Origin of the sequence: Kitasatospora sp. NPDC049258 (assembly GCF_040678895.1) — a bacterium.
Taxonomy (GTDB): domain Bacteria; phylum Actinomycetota; class Actinomycetes; order Streptomycetales; family Streptomycetaceae; genus Kitasatospora.
The window spans coordinates 111735-125824 of the sequence record NZ_JBFAQT010000020.1 but is presented as its reverse complement, the minus strand read 5'-3'; the positions used below and the strand labels follow the sequence as shown (position 1 = coordinate 125824).

The window sequence follows — 14090 nt, the reverse complement described above, 5'->3', positions numbered from 1 at the left end:
GAGGACCGGCCGGGGATGTCAACATATCTGGCGTTGACTTTTGGCACGCTGTTGAGTTCTCAAGGAACGGACACTTCCTTCGAGCCACTCTCGTGGCCTCTCCGGGCGCTTCGTTCGTGCTTCGAGCTTATCAGATCCGTTTGCCAGGTTTTAACCGAAGCTTTGCGTCACCGACACGCTCTGTTCATCACCGGCTCGCGGCGACTCGGCCAACCATAGCGGGCTCGGGGCCGAGCGCCTAATCGGGTTGCGGCCGTGTCACTCGTATGGGCGCAGGGAGCAGGAGCCGTCCGAGCCGGGTGGGGCGATCGTCGCAGCTCACCCGGATGCCGTAGAGTGCGGCGCGTTGGCCAAGAGGACTAGACCACTTGGGCGCCTGTGGGCCGAGCGCCCGCCTGGGCGCGGCTCGATTCGTACACGGTCGTGTGCGCGGGTCGCGTGACGGGCGGATGGGGCCGTGGGTGCTACATGACGATATGTCCGAAGTTGACATAATTTAGGCTTCAGTCGTTGTACGAGCCGCCGTTCGGCGGCCACACGCGCTGTACTCCGCACCTGGGAGGCTCCACCATGACCACTGTGACGTCGCCGCTCGCCGGTCGCGCCGTCGGGCTCGCCGCCGTGCCCGACCCTGTCTTCGCCGGCGCCATGGTGGGCCCGGGGACGGCGATCGACCCGGTGCGCGAACCGACCGAGGCGGTGGCCCCGGTGGACGGCCTGGTGGTCTCGATGCACCCGCACGCCTTCGTCGTCATGGACGAGTTCGGGCACGGCGTGCTGACCCACCTGGGGATCGACACGGTGCAGCTGAACGGTGAGGGCTTCGAGCTGCTGGTGAACAAGGGCGACCAGGTCCGGCGCGGCCAGCCGGTGATCCGCTGGAACCCGGCCGCGGTCGAGGCCGCCGGGAAGTCCCCGATCTCGCCGATCGTCGCGCTGGAGGCGCCGGCCGAGGCGCTCACGGCGGTGGCCGAGACCGGTGTGGTGCCGGTCGGCGGCGAACTGTTCACCTGGAACTGACGGTGCTGGAAGGAACGCGGGAGATGGAACAGTCGCTGCGCGGCGTAGGTGTCAGCCACGGGGTCGCGATCGGCCAGGTGCGGCACATGGGGACGGCCGTGCTGGAGCCGCCGGCCACCCGGATCGCGACCGAGGACGCGCCGCGTGAGCAGGCCCGGGCGCAGACCGCCGTGGACGCCGTGGCCGCCGACCTGATCGCCCGCGGCAACCTCGCGGGCGGCGAGGCGCAGGCCGTGCTGGAGGCCCAGGCGCTGATGGCGCAGGACCCGGAGCTGATGGCCGACGTCAACCGGCGGATCGCGGTCGGCAGCAGTGCCGAGCGCGGGGTGCACGACGCCTTCGCCGCCTACCGGGCGCTGCTCGCCTCGGCCGGGGACTACCTGGCCGGGCGGGTCGCCGACCTGGACGACGTGCGCAACCGGATCGTTGCCCGGCTGCTCGGCGTGCCGATGCCCGGCGTGCCGGACAGCGACGAGCCGTACGTGCTGTTCGCGCGGGACCTGGCGCCGGCCGACACCGCGCTGCTGGACCCGACGCTGGTGCTCGGCTTCGTGACCGAGGAGGGCGGGCCGACCAGCCACAGCGCCATCCTGGCGCGGGCGATGGGCGTGCCGGCCGTGGTCGCGCTGCCGGGTGCCGCCGGGGTGGCCGAGGGCACCGTGGTGGCGGTGGACGGCAGCTCGGGCGACGTGCTGGTGGAGCCGAGCGCGGCGAAGCAGGACGAGCTGCGCCGGCTGGCGGCCGAGCGGAAGGCCGCGCTGGCCGCGTCCTCCGGGCCGGGCCTGACCTCGGACGGGCACCGGGTGCCCCTGCTGGCGAACATCGGCGGCCCGGCCGATCTGCCGGCGGCGCTGGCCGCCGGGGCGGAGGGTGTGGGCCTGTTCCGCACCGAGTTCCTCTTCCTGGACGACTCGGCGAAGGCGCCGACCGAGGACAAGCAGGTCGAGGCGTACCGCACGGTGCTGGAGGCCTTCCCGGAGAGCCGGGTGGTGGTCCGGGTGCTGGACGCGGGCGCCGACAAGCCGTTGGACTTCCTGACGCCGGCGGACGAGCCGAACCCGGCGCTCGGGGTGCGCGGCCTGCGCACCCTGCTGGACCACCCGGACGTGCTGCGCACCCAGTTGCGCGCGCTGGCGAAGGCCGCGGCCGGGCTGCCGGTGCACCTGGAGGTGATGGCGCCGATGGTGGCCGACCGGGTGGACGCCAAGGCGTTCGCGGACGCCTGCCGGGAGGCGGGGCTGGAGGCGAAGTACGGCGCGATGGTCGAGATCCCCTCGGCCGCGCTGCGGGCGCGCTCGGTGCTGCAGGAGGTCGAGTTCCTGTCGCTGGGCACCAACGACCTGGCGCAGTACACCTTCGCGGCCGACCGGCAGGTCGGGGCGCTGGCCCGGTTGCAGGACGCCTGGCAGCCCGCGCTGCTGGACCTGATCGCACTGTCCGCGGACGCGGCGAAGTCGGTCGGGAAGAGCTGCGGGGTGTGCGGCGAGGCCGCGTCGGACCCGCTGCTGGCCTGCGTGCTGACCGGGCTGGGCGTCACCAGCCTGTCGATGGGCGCGGCGTCGATCCCGTACGTGCGTACGGCGCTGGCCAGGTACACGCTGGCGCAGTGTCGCCGGGCGGCGGAGGCGGCGCGGGCCGCCGACACCGCCGACCAGGCGCGGGCGGCGGCCCGGCAGGTGCTGTCCGGGGAGTGATCCCGGGACGGGTGAGGGAGGAGGGGCGCTGCCACCGTGGGGGTTGGCAGCGCCCCTTCGGGCCGTTCAGGCCCGGCGCGAGCGCCCGAGCTCCTCGAAGAAGCGCAGGTGGTCGAGGTTGTCGACCGAGCCGGGGTTGACCGCTTGGGCGAGCGGGGTGCCGGAGAGCAGCCGCTTGACCGGGACCTCGATCCGCTTGCCGGTGAGGGTGTGCGGGAGACCGGTGACGGCGAGGACCTCGTCGGGGACGTGGCGCGGGGAGAGCTCGGTACGCAGCGAACTGCGGATGCGGCCGATCAGCTCCTCGTCCAGGGCCGCGCCGGGGGCGAGGACGACGAAGAGCGGCATCCAGTAGCCGCCTCCGGGCTCCTCCAGGCCGATCACCAGGGACTCGGCGATCTCGGGCAGGCGCTCGACCACCTCGTAGATGTCGGCGGAGCCCATCCGGACGCCCTGGCGGTTGAGGGTGGAGTCGGAGCGGCCGTGGATGACCACGGTGCCGCGGGAGGTGGCGGTGATCCAGTCGCCGTGGCGCCAGATGCCGGGGTACATGTCGAAGTAGCTGTCCCGGTAGCGGGTGCCGTCGGGGTCGTTCCAGAAACCGGTGGGCATCGAGGGGAGCGGCTTGGTGACGACCAGCTCGCCGACCTCGTCGGTGTGCGGCTTGCCCTGGACGTCCCAGGACTCGACCGCGGCGCCGAGGCAGGGGGCCTGGATCTCGCCGAGGTACACCGGGAGGGTCGGGACGCCGCCGACGAAGCAGCTGCAGACGTCGGTGCCGCCGCTGACGGAGGCGAGCCAGATGTCCTGCTTGACCTCGTCGTAGATCCACTGGAAGCCGTCGGGGGGCAGCGGGGAGCCGGTGGTGCCGAGGCAGCGGACGGCGGAGAGGTCGAGATCGCGGCCGGGGTGCAGGTCCGCCTTGCGGCTGGCGATCACGTACGCGGCGGAGGTGCCGACCACGGTGGCGCGGGTGCGGGCGGCGACCGACCAGAAGGCGCCGGTGTCGGGGTGGCCGGGGCTGCCGTCGTAGGTGACGATCGTGGCGCCCACCAGGAGACCGGCGACCAGGAAGTTCCACATCATCCAGCCGGTCGAGGTGTACCAGAGGAAGCGCTCGCCGGGGCCGAGGTCGAGGTGCAGGCCGGCCTGCTTGAGGTGCTCCAGCAGGATGCCGCCCTGGCTCTGCACGATGGCCTTGGGCAGGCCGGTGGTGCCGGAGGAGTAGAGGACCCAGAGCGGGTGCTCGAACGGGACCTGCTCGAAGACCGGTTCGGTCTCGTCGGCGGTGAGGTCGGCCCAGGCGAGGGCGCCGTCCGGGGTGGCGCCGCCGAGCAGGGGGACGTGCACGACGGTGTGCAGGGACGGGAGCTCGCGGCGCAGCTCGGCGACCACCTCGGTGCGGTCGTGGTCCTTGCCGCCGTAGTGGTAGCCGTCGACGGCGATCAGGACGGCGGGTTCGAGCTGCTGGAAGCGGTCGAGCACGCTGCGGGCGCCGAAGTCCGGGGCGCAGGAGGTCCAGACGGCGCCGATCGAGGCGGCGGCGAGCAGGGCGACGACGGCCTGCGGGATGTTGGGCAGGTAGCCGGCCACGCGGTCGCCGGGGCGCACGCCGCGGGCGCGCAGGGCCGCGGCGAGCGAGCCGACCTGGCGGCCCAGCTCGCGCCAGGTGACCTCGACCGGCTGCTCGGTGGTCTCGTCCAGGTGCAGGATCGCGGCCTCGTCCCTGCACGTCGGGTCGTCGACGCGGCGCAGGATCTCACCGGCGTAGTTGAGCCGGGCGCCGGGGAACCAGCGGGCGCCGGGCATCGTGGCGTCGGCGAGCACCGTCTCGGGCTCGGTGCTGAAGCGGACCTCGTACCACTCGGCGACGGCCTGCCAGAAGCGGCCGAGGTCCTCGGTGGACCAGGCGTGCAGGGCGGCGTAGCGGGCGGCGGCCTGCTCGTCGTCGTCGGCGGGGGCGAGCGGGGCGGCCGGGGCTCCGTGCTGCTGGGCGGCCCAGGCCTGGAACCGGACGATCTCGCTGGCCGCGGCGCGGCTGGGGGCGGGGCGCCAGAGCGGCTGGTCCTTGGGTGGGGTGCTCACGGTGGTGGTCTCCCGGCCGGTACGTGGGGACGGGCGGTGCTTGTGGCGGGCCCGCCCTAGGGACGCTGACGGAGCAGACCCTGCCATGTGATCGTCGGCCGCGCCAGGGTCCGCCTCGCCACTCGGAGGTGCTGGTCAGTGGGGGTCGGGCACAAGGTGGTCGTACTCGCCCTTGAACCAGGCCTGGGAGACCCGGGTGTGGAACGGGAAGGCGAGCGGGGTGTGCGGGTCGGCGAGCTGCCAGCCGTCGGTCTCCTCGGTGGGGACGGAGGGCGGCAGGTCGGCGAGGGCCCGGACGGGGAGCATGCCGAACAGGCAGAGGAAGCCGCCGGCGGCGTCGGAGTCGGTGGCGACCAGGGTGACGTCGGCGGCGTCGGCCTCGATGCCGGTCTCCTCGCGGAGCTCCCGGACGGCGGCCTGCTGCCAGCTCTCGCCGAAGTCGACGTAGCCGCCGGGCAGGGCCAGCTCGCCGTAGCCGGGTTCGATGGTGCGGCGGATGACGACCAGGCCACGGGCGCCGTCGGGCCGGTCGACCGGGAGTACCACGACGGTGACGGGCAGCGGGTTGCGGTAGCTGATCTCGGCGCAGCCGGGGCAGGTGCGGGGCCAGCCCTCGGTGTTCGGGTGGTACGGCGTCCCGCACCAGTGGCAGTGGGAGTTGGGCCGGTGGGCCTGCGCGCTCGTCATGGGACGGATGGTAGTGCGGCGGGAGCGGCCCGGTCAGGGGTTCCGCTGCTCGCGGCCGGGGCGCAGCAGCGGGGGGTGCAGCTGCCGGGCGGGGCCGGCGCGGTAGTGGCGGGCGCGCGGGCCGCCGCGGGTACCGCCGCGGTCGGCGGTGGTGCCGGTGGGTTCGACGAAGCCGGGGACGGAGAGCACCTTGCGGTGGAAGTTGCCGGGGTGCAGCGGCTCGCCCCAGACGGCCTCGTAGACGGCGCGCAGCTCGGGGATGGTGAAGGTGGCGCCGAGGAAGGCGGTGGCCAGCGGGCGGTACTCGAGCTTGGCGCGGGCCCGGTCGAGGCCGTGGGTGAGGATGGCGGCGTGGTCGAAGGCGAGCGGGGTGCGGTGCTCGGCGCCGGTGGCGGCCAGGTCGAGGGTGTCGACCGGGTGCCAGGCGGCGGCCGCGGCGTCGGTGCCGGCGGTGGGGGTGGGCAGGTCGGGGGCGAAGGCGAGGTGGGCGACGGAGACCACGTGCATCCGCGGGTCGCGGGCGGGGTCGCCGAAGGTGCCGAGCTGTTCGAGGTGGACCCGGCCGAGGGCGGTGGCGCCGTCGGTGCCGTCCAGGCCGGTCTCCTCGGCGAGTTCGCGGGCGGCGGCCTGGTCCAGGTTCTCCCGGCCGGCCCGCAGGAAGCCGCCGGGCAGGGCCCAGTGGCCCTGGAAGGGTGGTTCGGCGCGTTCCACCAGCAGGACGGCGAGCTCGCCCTGGCGGAGGGTGAGGGCGACCACGTCCACGGTGACGGCGATCGGGGTGAAGGCGCGCGGGTCGTAGGCGGCGAGCCAGTCCTGCTCCCGGGCCGGTGGGTCTGCGGACATCGGGGCCTCCCACGGGGCTGGGCCGGTCGTACTCGGAGTGAGATCAACATAGTGCACACCGGGCGGGTGGGCGTGCCTACAGTGGCGGGAGGTGTCCAGGGGGTGCCGGCGGGAGGTGGGTGGTGACCGGGATCGGGCCGGGGTCGTTCGCGGAGGCGGGGTCGTTCGCGGAGGCGGGGTCGTTCGCCGCGGCGGTGGCGGGCGGGGTGCTGGTGCTGGACGGCGGGCTGTCGAACCAGCTGGCGGCGGCCGGGCACGACCTGTCGGACGCGCTGTGGTCGGCGCGGCTGCTGGCGGACCGGCCGCAGGCGCTGGTGGCCGCGCACCTGGGGTACTTCCGGGCCGGGGCGCAGCTGGCGATCAGCGGGAGCTACCAGGCGAGTTTCGAGGGCTTCGGCCGGCGCGGGGTGGGGCGGGCCGGGGCGGCGCGGCTGATCGCGTCGAGCGTGTCACTGGCGCGGCGGGCGGCCGAGCGGGCCGAGCGGGAGGGGCCGGGGCGGCGCTGGGTGGCGGCGTCGGTGGGGCCGTACGGGGCGGTGCTGGCGGACGGGTCGGAGTACCGGGGCCGGTACGGGCTGAGCGTGGCGCGGCTGGAGCGGTGGCACCGGCCGCGCGTCGAGGTGCTGGCGGCGGCCGGCCCGGACGTGCTGGCGCTGGAGACGGTGCCGGACGTGGACGAGGCCGAGGCGCTGCTGCGGGTGGTGCGGGGGCTGGGGGTACCGGTGTGGCTGTCGTACAGCGTGGCGGGTGACCGGACCAGGGCGGGGCAGCCGCTGGCGGAGGCGTTCGCGGTGGCGGCCGGCGTGCCGGAGGTGGTGGCGGTGGGGGTGAACTGCTGCACCCCCACCGACGCGGACCGGGCGGTGCCGCTGGCGGCGGAGGTGACGGGCAAGCCGGTGGTGGTCTACCCGAACAGCGGGGAGCGGTGGGAGAGCGGGCGGGGGTGGGCGGGCGAGCCGACCTTCCGGCCCGGCCGGGTCGCGGGCTGGACGGCCGGCGGGGCCCGGCTGGTGGGCGGCTGCTGCCGGGTCGGCGAGGCGGAGATCTCCGCGCTGGCCCGGGCCGTGCGCGCACGTTGATCGGGAAAGGTGCACGCACGGCCTGTGGCCTGGCAGACTCATGGCGATACTCTTGCGGTCGACATTGTCGACCGTCTGTCAGGGAGGTAGCCGATGCCCGGCCCGATCCAGTCGCTCTCCCGGGCCGCCGCGATACTGCGGCTGCTGGCCGGAGGCGAGCGTCGGCTCGGCCTGTCCGAGGTCGCCACGGCGCTGGACCTGGCCAAGGGGACGGCCCACGGGATCCTGCGCACCCTCCAGCAGGAGGGCTTCGTCGAGCAGGACGCGGAGAGCGGCAAGTACCAGCTGGGCGCGGAGCTGTTGCGGCTCGGCCAGAGCTACCTGGACGTGCACGAGCTGCGCGCCCGGGCGCTGGTCTGGGCGGACGACCTGGCCCGGGCCTCCGGCGAGACCGTCTACCTGGGCGTGCTGCACCAGCGGGGCGTGCTGATCGTGCACCACGTGTTCCGCCCGGACGACACCCGGCAGGTGCTGGAGGTGGGCTCGATGCAGCCGCTGCACAGCACCGCGCTGGGCAAGGTGCTGCTGGCGTACGACCCGGTGGCGCGCGGTGAGCTGGGCGAGGGCCCGCTGGAGTCGTACACGCTGCGGACGCTGACCGACCCGGCCGACGTGGACGCCGAGTGCGCCCTGATCCGCGAGCGCGGCTGGTCGGACTCGGTGGAGGAGACCTGGGAGGGCGTGGCCTCGATCGGCGCGCTGATCCAGGACCGGCGGCGCAATCCGGTGGGTGCGGTGTGCATCTCCGGCGCGGTGGAGACGGTCTGCGAGGACGGCTTCGTGAAGCCCTCGCTGGTCGCCTCGGTGCGCAGCGCGGCGCGGGCGATCTCACGCGATCTGGGTGCCGGCCGGTTCTGACCGGCCACCGTTCCACCCCTTGCGCGAAGGCGCGGGCGGGCCCTTGCGGGCCGCCCGCGCCTTCGCGTTTGCGGGCCCGGACCGGGGTGTCATGGAGCGATGAGTCACAGGTGCGTAACCCCGCCTTGACGCAGGGGACACCGGAGGGGGAAGCTTCCGCATGTCGGTCGACAATGTCGAACGACGGTTGGACCGAGTCGCACTCCCCCGCGCTCACCACGCTCAGCGATCGGTCCAGCCGCCCCCCGGTACGTATCCCCGGGACGGGAGACGTACCGCCTGCCCCCACCCTTGCTCCGGACCATTCGGACATAGGAGCCAGACAGACGAAGGAGTCTGTGTGTCCGCGTTCTCCAACGGCGACATCTTTGTCGGCGAGACCCTCGGTACTGCTGCTCTGATACTCCTGGGCGGTGGCGTCTGCGCCGCTGTCACCCTCAAGAAGTCCAAGGCGATCAACGCCGGCTGGCTGGCCATCACGTTCGGCTGGGGCTTCGCGGTCATGATCGCCGCCTACATGTCCGCCCCGAAGTCCGGCGCCCACCTGAACCCGGCCGTCACCCTGGCCATCGCCGCCGACACCGGCGAGTGGGGCAAGGTGCCGCTCTACCTCGGCTCCCAGCTGCTCGGCGCGATGATCGGCGCGGTGCTGGTCTGGGCCACCTACCTCGGCCAGTTCCAGGCCAACGAGGAGCCGACCCTCGGCATCTTCTCGACCGGTCCGGAGATCCGGAACCCGATCCAGAACCTGCTGACCGAGATCATCGGCACCTTCGTGCTCTGCCTCGCGATCCTCACCCAGGGCCTCAACAAGGGTCTCGGCCTGTCCGGCCTGGGCATCCTGATCGTCGCCTTCACCGTCGTCGGCATCGGCCTCTCGCTCGGCGGCCCGACCGGCTACGCGATCAACCCGGTCCGCGACCTCGGCCCGCGCATCATCCACTCGCTGCTGCCCATCCCCCACAAGGGTGGCTCCGACTGGTCGTACGCCTGGATCCCGGTGGCCGGTCCGATCATCGGCGGTCTGCTGGCCGGCGGCTTCTACCACGTGGCCTTCTAGTCCGGGTTTGCCCGACGCCCGTGCACGGGGACTGACCTCAGGTCAGGCCCGCCCACCCCGAACCCCTCATCCCGAGCCGAGGACTTCATGACCATCACTGGGACCCCCGCCGGCAACTACATCGCCGCGATCGACCAGGGCACGACCTCCAGCCGCTGCATCATCTTCGGCGCCGACGGCCGGATCGTCGCCGTCGACCAGCAGGAGCACTCGCAGATCTTCCCGCAGCCCGGCTGGGTCGAGCACGACGCCGCCGAGATCTGGACCAGGGTCCAGTCGGTGGTGCGCGGTGCGCTGGAGAAGGCCGGGCTGACCAAGGACGACATCCGCGCGATCGGTATCACCAACCAGCGCGAGACCACCGTCCTGTGGGACAAGAACACCGGCGAGCCGGTGCACAACGCCCTGGTCTGGCAGGACACCCGGACCGAGGCACTCTGCCGCGAGCTCGGCCGCAACGTCGGCCAGGACCGCTTCCGCCGCGAGACCGGCCTGCCGCTGGCCAGCTACTTCGCCGGCCCGAAGATCCGCTGGCTGCTGGACAACGTCGAGGGCCTGCGGGAGCGCGCCGAGGCCGGCGACATCCTGTTCGGCACCATGGACACCTGGGTGATCTGGAACCTCACCGGTGGCGTCGACGGCGGCAAGCACATCACCGATGTGACCAACGCCAGCCGCACCATGCTGATGAACCTGTCCACGCTGGCCTGGGACGAGAAGATCGCCGAGTCGATGGGCGTGCCGCTGACCGTCCTCCCGGAGATCCGCTCCTCCGCCGAGGTCTACGGCCACGCGGTCGGCGACCTGGCGGGCGTGCCGGTCGCCTCGGCGCTGGGCGACCAGCAGGCCGCGCTGTTCGGCCAGACCTGCTTCAGCGAGGGCGAGGCCAAGTCGACCTACGGCACCGGCACCTTCCTGCTGCTGAACACCGGCGAGAAGATCGTCAACTCGTACCACGGCCTGCTCACCACGGTCGGCTACCGGATCGGCGACCAGGCTCCGGTCTACGCCCTGGAGGGCTCGATCGCGGTCACCGGCTCGCTGGTGCAGTGGCTGCGCGACCAGCTCGGCATCATCTCGACCGCGGCCGAGATCGAGACCCTGGCCAACACCGTCGAGGACAACGGCGGCGCCTACTTCGTGCCGGCCTTCTCCGGCCTGTTCGCCCCGTACTGGCGCTCCGACGCCCGCGGCGTGATCGCCGGCCTGACCCGGTACGTCACCAAGGGCCACCTGGCCCGCGCCGTGCTGGAGGCCACCGCCTGGCAGACCCGCGAGGTGGTCGACGCCATGCAGAAGGACTCCGGCGTCGAGCTCACCGCGCTCAAGGTCGACGGCGGCATGACCTCCAACAACCTGCTGATGCAGAACATCGCGGACGTGCTCGACGCACCGGTCGAGCGCCCGTACGTGGCCGAGACCACCGCCCTCGGCGCCGCCTACGCGGCCGGCCTGGCGGTCGGCTTCTGGCCCGACCTCGACACCCTGCGGGCCAACTGGCACCGCGCCGCCGAGTGGACTCCCCGGATGGACGAGACCACCCGGGAGCGGGAGTACAAGAAGTGGCTCAAGGCCGTGGAGCGCACCATGGGCTGGGTGGAGGAGGACGAGCAGAACTGACCGGCACACCGGCCGGGGCCACGGGCCCCGGCCGGTCGTTCCGGTTTCGCACCCGGCCCGCCGCACCGGGCCGACCGGCCTGCAGCACAGGCCGCACCGCACACCGAGAGGAGAAACGGCGCCGCCCGACCCGCGCCGCCGTAACACACACCATGGCAACCATCCCGACCCTGGGCGCCGAGCGCACCGCCGGCCGTACCGCCTCCCGCGCCGAGACCCGCGAACTGCTGGGCAAGGCCACCTACGACCTGCTGGTGATCGGCGGCGGCATCCTCGGCACCGCCACCGCCTGGACCGCCGCCCAGGCGGGTCTCAAGGTAGCCATGGTCGACGCCGGCGACTTCGCCGGTGCCACCTCCAGCGCCTCCTCCAAGCTGGTCCACGGCGGTCTGCGCTACCTGCAGACCGGCGCGGTCAAGCTGGTCGCCGAGAACCACAAGGAGCGCCGGGCGCTGGCCACCGACGTGGCGCCGCACCTGGTGAACCCGCTGACCTTCTTCGTCCCGGTCTACAAGGGCGGCCCGCACAGCGCCCCCAAGCTCGGCGCCGGCGTCTTCCTCTACTCCGCGCTGTCCGCCTTCCGCGACGGCATGGGCCGGGTCTCCACCGCCGCGCACGCCGCGCAGCAGGTGCCCGCGCTGCGCACCGAGGGCCTGCAGGCCGTCGCGGTCTACGGCGACCACCAGATGAACGACTCCCGGGTCGCCGTGATGACCGTCCGGGCCGCCGTGGACGCGGGCGCCGTCGCGCTCAACCACGCCGAGGTCACCGGCCTGCGGTTCACCGGCACCCGGGTCACCGGCGCCGAGCTGAAGGACCGGCTCGACGGCACCGAGTTCGGTGTCAGCGCCCGCCTGGTGCTCAACGCGACCGGCCCGTGGGTCGACCACCTGCGCCGGATGGAGGACGCGGGCTCGGCCCCGTCCATCCGCCTCTCCAAGGGCGCGCACGTGGTCGTCAAGCGCCGCAGCCCGTGGCGCGCGGCGCTCACCATCCCGATCGACAAGTACCGCGTCTCCTTCGCCATCCCGTGGGAGGACCACGTCCTGCTCGGCACCACCGACGAGGAGTACACCGGCGACCCGCAGGACGTGCGCGCCACCGAGGCCGACATCGACCAGATCATGGACGAGGCCGGCCACGCGATCCGCGACGAGCACCTCGACCGTGACCTGATCACCTACTCCTTCGCGGGCCTGCGGGTGCTGCCCGGCGGCCCCGGCGACACCGCCGCCGCCAAGCGCGAGACCGTGGTCACCGAGGGCCGCGGCGGCATGCTGTCGGTGGCCGGCGGCAAGTGGACCACCTACCGGCACATCGGCCGCACGGTGCTGGAGAAGCTCAAGCACGTGCCCGGCACCGGCCTGGCCGAGGACGTCTCGCCGTTCCCGGCGACCGTGCCGCTGCCCGGCATCGGCGCGCCGAACGCCGTCGCGCACCGGCTGCTGATGGACCGCGAGGCCGGCTCCCGGATGGAGCCGCTGGTCGCCAAGCACCTGGCCAGCCACTACGGCACGCTCTCCTTCGACATCGCGCGCCTGATCGCCGACCGCCCGGAGCTCGGCGCGCCGATCCACGCCGACGGCCCCGACGTGTGGGCCCAGGTCGCCTACGCCGCCGACAGCGAGTGGGCGTACACCGTGGACGACGTGCTGCGCCGCCGCACCACCATGACGGTGCGCGGCCTGGACACCCCGGAGGTCCGCGCCGAGGTCGAGGCCTTCCTCGCCAAGCGCAAGCAGGCCTGACGACCGCTTCGGCCGGAGCCGCCCCGTGGGACTTCCCGCGGGGCGGCTCCGCCACGTCCGGTGACGGCTGCCGGTGGCGGCTTGCGGTGACGGCTGCCGGTGACGGCGCGCTGTGCGATCATCTGCGCTGTTCGCAGTCTCGGTGAGTCAGGGGTGGGCCGTGGGATTCCTCGCGTCATGGGCACGTACGCGCCGGTCGGCGGACGCGGCGCAGCAGCACGAGGAGGGCACCCGGCTGCTGGCGGCCGACCGCACCGAGGAGGCCGAGCGGCGCTTGCGGGCGGCCGCCGACACCCGGCGGGAGCTGCTGGGACCGGACGCGGCCGACACCCTCGACAGCCGGATCGCCCGGTGCCAGGCGCTGATCCTGCTGCGGCACCTGGACCGGGCGGAGACCGAGATCCTGGACGTGTCGGCGCGGGTGCGCGAGCAGGCGGAGCGCGCCCCGGAGCAGTGGGCGGCGCGCGCCGCCCGGACCGGCTACGTCCGGGCCCTGCTCCTGCACCACTGCGGCCGGTTGGCGCAGGCCGAGGAGCAGGCGCGGGCGGTACTCGCCGGCTGCGCGGACCGGCCCGCCCTGATCACCGAACGCCTGCAGGCCGGCGACCTGCTCTGCCGGGTGACCGGCGACCGCGGCCGGCACGCCGAGGCGGTCGCGCTGCTCGCCGGCCACGCCGAGCTGGTGGCGCGGACGGCTCCCGCGGCCGCCGCGGTGCTGGCGTTGAAGGCCCGCTCGGACCGTTGCCAGCAGCTCGCGTACCTGGGGCGGTACGAGGAGGCCGAGGGCGAGGCCCGCGCGATCGCCGGATCCGCGGCCGCCGTACCCGGGCCGCACGGCCGGTACCTCGCCCTCGCGGCGGCCAACGCGCTCGCCTTCTCGCTCGCCTCGCACGGCCGGTGGGCGGAGGCCGAGCAGGTCGGCCGCGCCGCCCTGGACCGGGCGGACACGGCCGCCCCGCACCGGGTGGACCTGTTCGCCGCCACGCTGCGGCTCGGCCTGGCCCGGAGCCTGAGCGGCCAGGGCCGGTACGCCGAGGCCCTCGACGCGGCCGCCGAAGCCGAGCGGGACCTGCACAGCCCCGACCACCTCGCGGCGGCGGCGACCACGGCCGGCACCGCGCTGCTCGGCCTCGGGCGGCACCAGGAGGCGGTGGAACGGGCCCGCCGGGCCCAGGAGTTCTGCCGTACCTCGCTGGGGCCGGGCCACCACCGCGCGCTGGAGGCCGACACCCTGCTCGGCCTTGCCCTGACCGGTGCGGGCCGGTCGGAGGAGGCCACGCGGGTGCTGGAGCGCGCGGTGACCGACTGGCGGGCCGGGTTCGGTGACGCCCACCCCCGGACCGCCGCCGCGGTCGCCGCGCTGGCGCGGGTGGGGGACGCGGCGGCCTGAGAGGCT

Annotated in this window: 11 protein-coding genes; 8 read left to right on the top strand and 3 right to left on the bottom strand. The window is 73.9% G+C overall.

Going from position 1 to position 14090, the window contains the following annotated elements:
• The first annotated feature begins 570 nt into the window (after positions 1-570).
• Positions 571-1020, top strand: coding sequence for a PTS glucose transporter subunit IIA (locus tag AB0K43_RS19195; RefSeq protein ID WP_363641189.1), 450 nt, complete (start codon positions 571-573; stop codon positions 1018-1020).
• 23 nt (positions 1021-1043) lie between these two features.
• Positions 1044-2714, top strand: a complete 1671-nt coding sequence (gene ptsP / locus AB0K43_RS19190) for a phosphoenolpyruvate--protein phosphotransferase (protein WP_363641187.1) — start codon at positions 1044-1046, stop codon at positions 2712-2714.
• A 66-nt stretch (positions 2715-2780) separates the two neighbouring features.
• Here ptsP and AB0K43_RS19185 read toward each other — a convergent pair whose 3' ends face one another.
• From AB0K43_RS19185 to AB0K43_RS19175, 3 genes are all read right to left on the bottom strand, one after another.
• A complete protein-coding gene (locus tag AB0K43_RS19185; protein WP_363641185.1) occupies positions 2781-4799 on the bottom strand; it encodes an acetoacetate--CoA ligase in 2019 nt (672 codons plus the stop codon).
• 135 nt (positions 4800-4934) lie between these two features.
• Positions 4935-5486: an NUDIX domain-containing protein gene (locus AB0K43_RS19180; RefSeq protein WP_363641183.1), complete on the bottom strand. Its 552-nt coding sequence runs from the start codon at positions 5484-5486 to the stop codon at positions 4935-4937.
• A gap of 33 nt (positions 5487-5519) precedes the next feature.
• On the bottom strand, positions 5520-6329 hold the full coding sequence (locus AB0K43_RS19175) for an NUDIX domain-containing protein (RefSeq protein ID WP_363641181.1): 810 nt from the start codon (positions 6327-6329) through the stop codon (positions 5520-5522).
• A 131-nt stretch (positions 6330-6460) separates the two neighbouring features.
• Here AB0K43_RS19175 and mmuM point away from each other — a divergent pair, with 131 nt between their 5' ends.
• The 6 genes from mmuM to AB0K43_RS19145 all read left to right on the top strand — a co-directional run bounded on the left by mmuM (position 6461) and on the right by AB0K43_RS19145 (position 14084).
• Complete coding sequence (mmuM, locus tag AB0K43_RS19170) at positions 6461-7408, top strand: homocysteine S-methyltransferase (protein WP_363641207.1); 948 nt, start codon at positions 6461-6463, stop codon at positions 7406-7408.
• 93 nt (positions 7409-7501) lie between these two features.
• Entirely contained in the window at positions 7502-8266 is a 765-nt protein-coding gene (locus AB0K43_RS19165) for an IclR family transcriptional regulator (protein ID WP_350641316.1), read from the top strand.
• 340 nt (positions 8267-8606) lie between these two features.
• Positions 8607-9326 carry an MIP/aquaporin family protein gene (locus tag AB0K43_RS19160; RefSeq protein ID WP_363641179.1) on the top strand — a complete coding sequence of 240 codons (720 nt, stop codon included), beginning with the start codon at positions 8607-8609 and terminating at the stop codon, positions 9324-9326.
• Between the two features lie 87 nt (positions 9327-9413).
• On the top strand, positions 9414-10946 hold the full coding sequence (gene glpK, locus AB0K43_RS19155) for a glycerol kinase GlpK (RefSeq protein ID WP_363641177.1): 1533 nt from the start codon (positions 9414-9416) through the stop codon (positions 10944-10946).
• Positions 10947-11098: 152 nt separating this feature from the next.
• The gene (locus tag AB0K43_RS19150; RefSeq protein ID WP_363641175.1) at positions 11099-12694 is read left to right on the top strand and encodes a glycerol-3-phosphate dehydrogenase/oxidase; all 1596 of its coding nucleotides are present in this window, start codon (positions 11099-11101) and stop codon (positions 12692-12694) included.
• A gap of 160 nt (positions 12695-12854) precedes the next feature.
• On the top strand, positions 12855-14084 hold the full coding sequence (locus AB0K43_RS19145; protein ID WP_363641173.1) for a tetratricopeptide repeat protein: 1230 nt from the start codon (positions 12855-12857) through the stop codon (positions 14082-14084).
• Positions 14085-14090: the final 6 nt, after the last annotated feature.

Coding starts and splice junctions, on each gene's coding strand:
- AB0K43_RS19175 (WP_363641181.1), bottom strand. CDS start 6,329: ATGTCCGCAGACCCACCGGCCCGGGAGCAGGACTGGCTCGCCGCCTAC.
- ptsP (WP_363641187.1), top strand. CDS start 1,044: ATGGAACAGTCGCTGCGCGGCGTAGGTGTCAGCCACGGGGTCGCGATC.
- AB0K43_RS19150 (WP_363641175.1), top strand. CDS start 11,099: ATGGCAACCATCCCGACCCTGGGCGCCGAGCGCACCGCCGGCCGTACC.
- AB0K43_RS19180 (WP_363641183.1), bottom strand. CDS start 5,486: ATGACGAGCGCGCAGGCCCACCGGCCCAACTCCCACTGCCACTGGTGC.
- glpK (WP_363641177.1), top strand. CDS start 9,414: ATGACCATCACTGGGACCCCCGCCGGCAACTACATCGCCGCGATCGAC.
- AB0K43_RS19195 (WP_363641189.1), top strand. CDS start 571: ATGACCACTGTGACGTCGCCGCTCGCCGGTCGCGCCGTCGGGCTCGCC.
- AB0K43_RS19165 (WP_350641316.1), top strand. CDS start 7,502: ATGCCCGGCCCGATCCAGTCGCTCTCCCGGGCCGCCGCGATACTGCGG.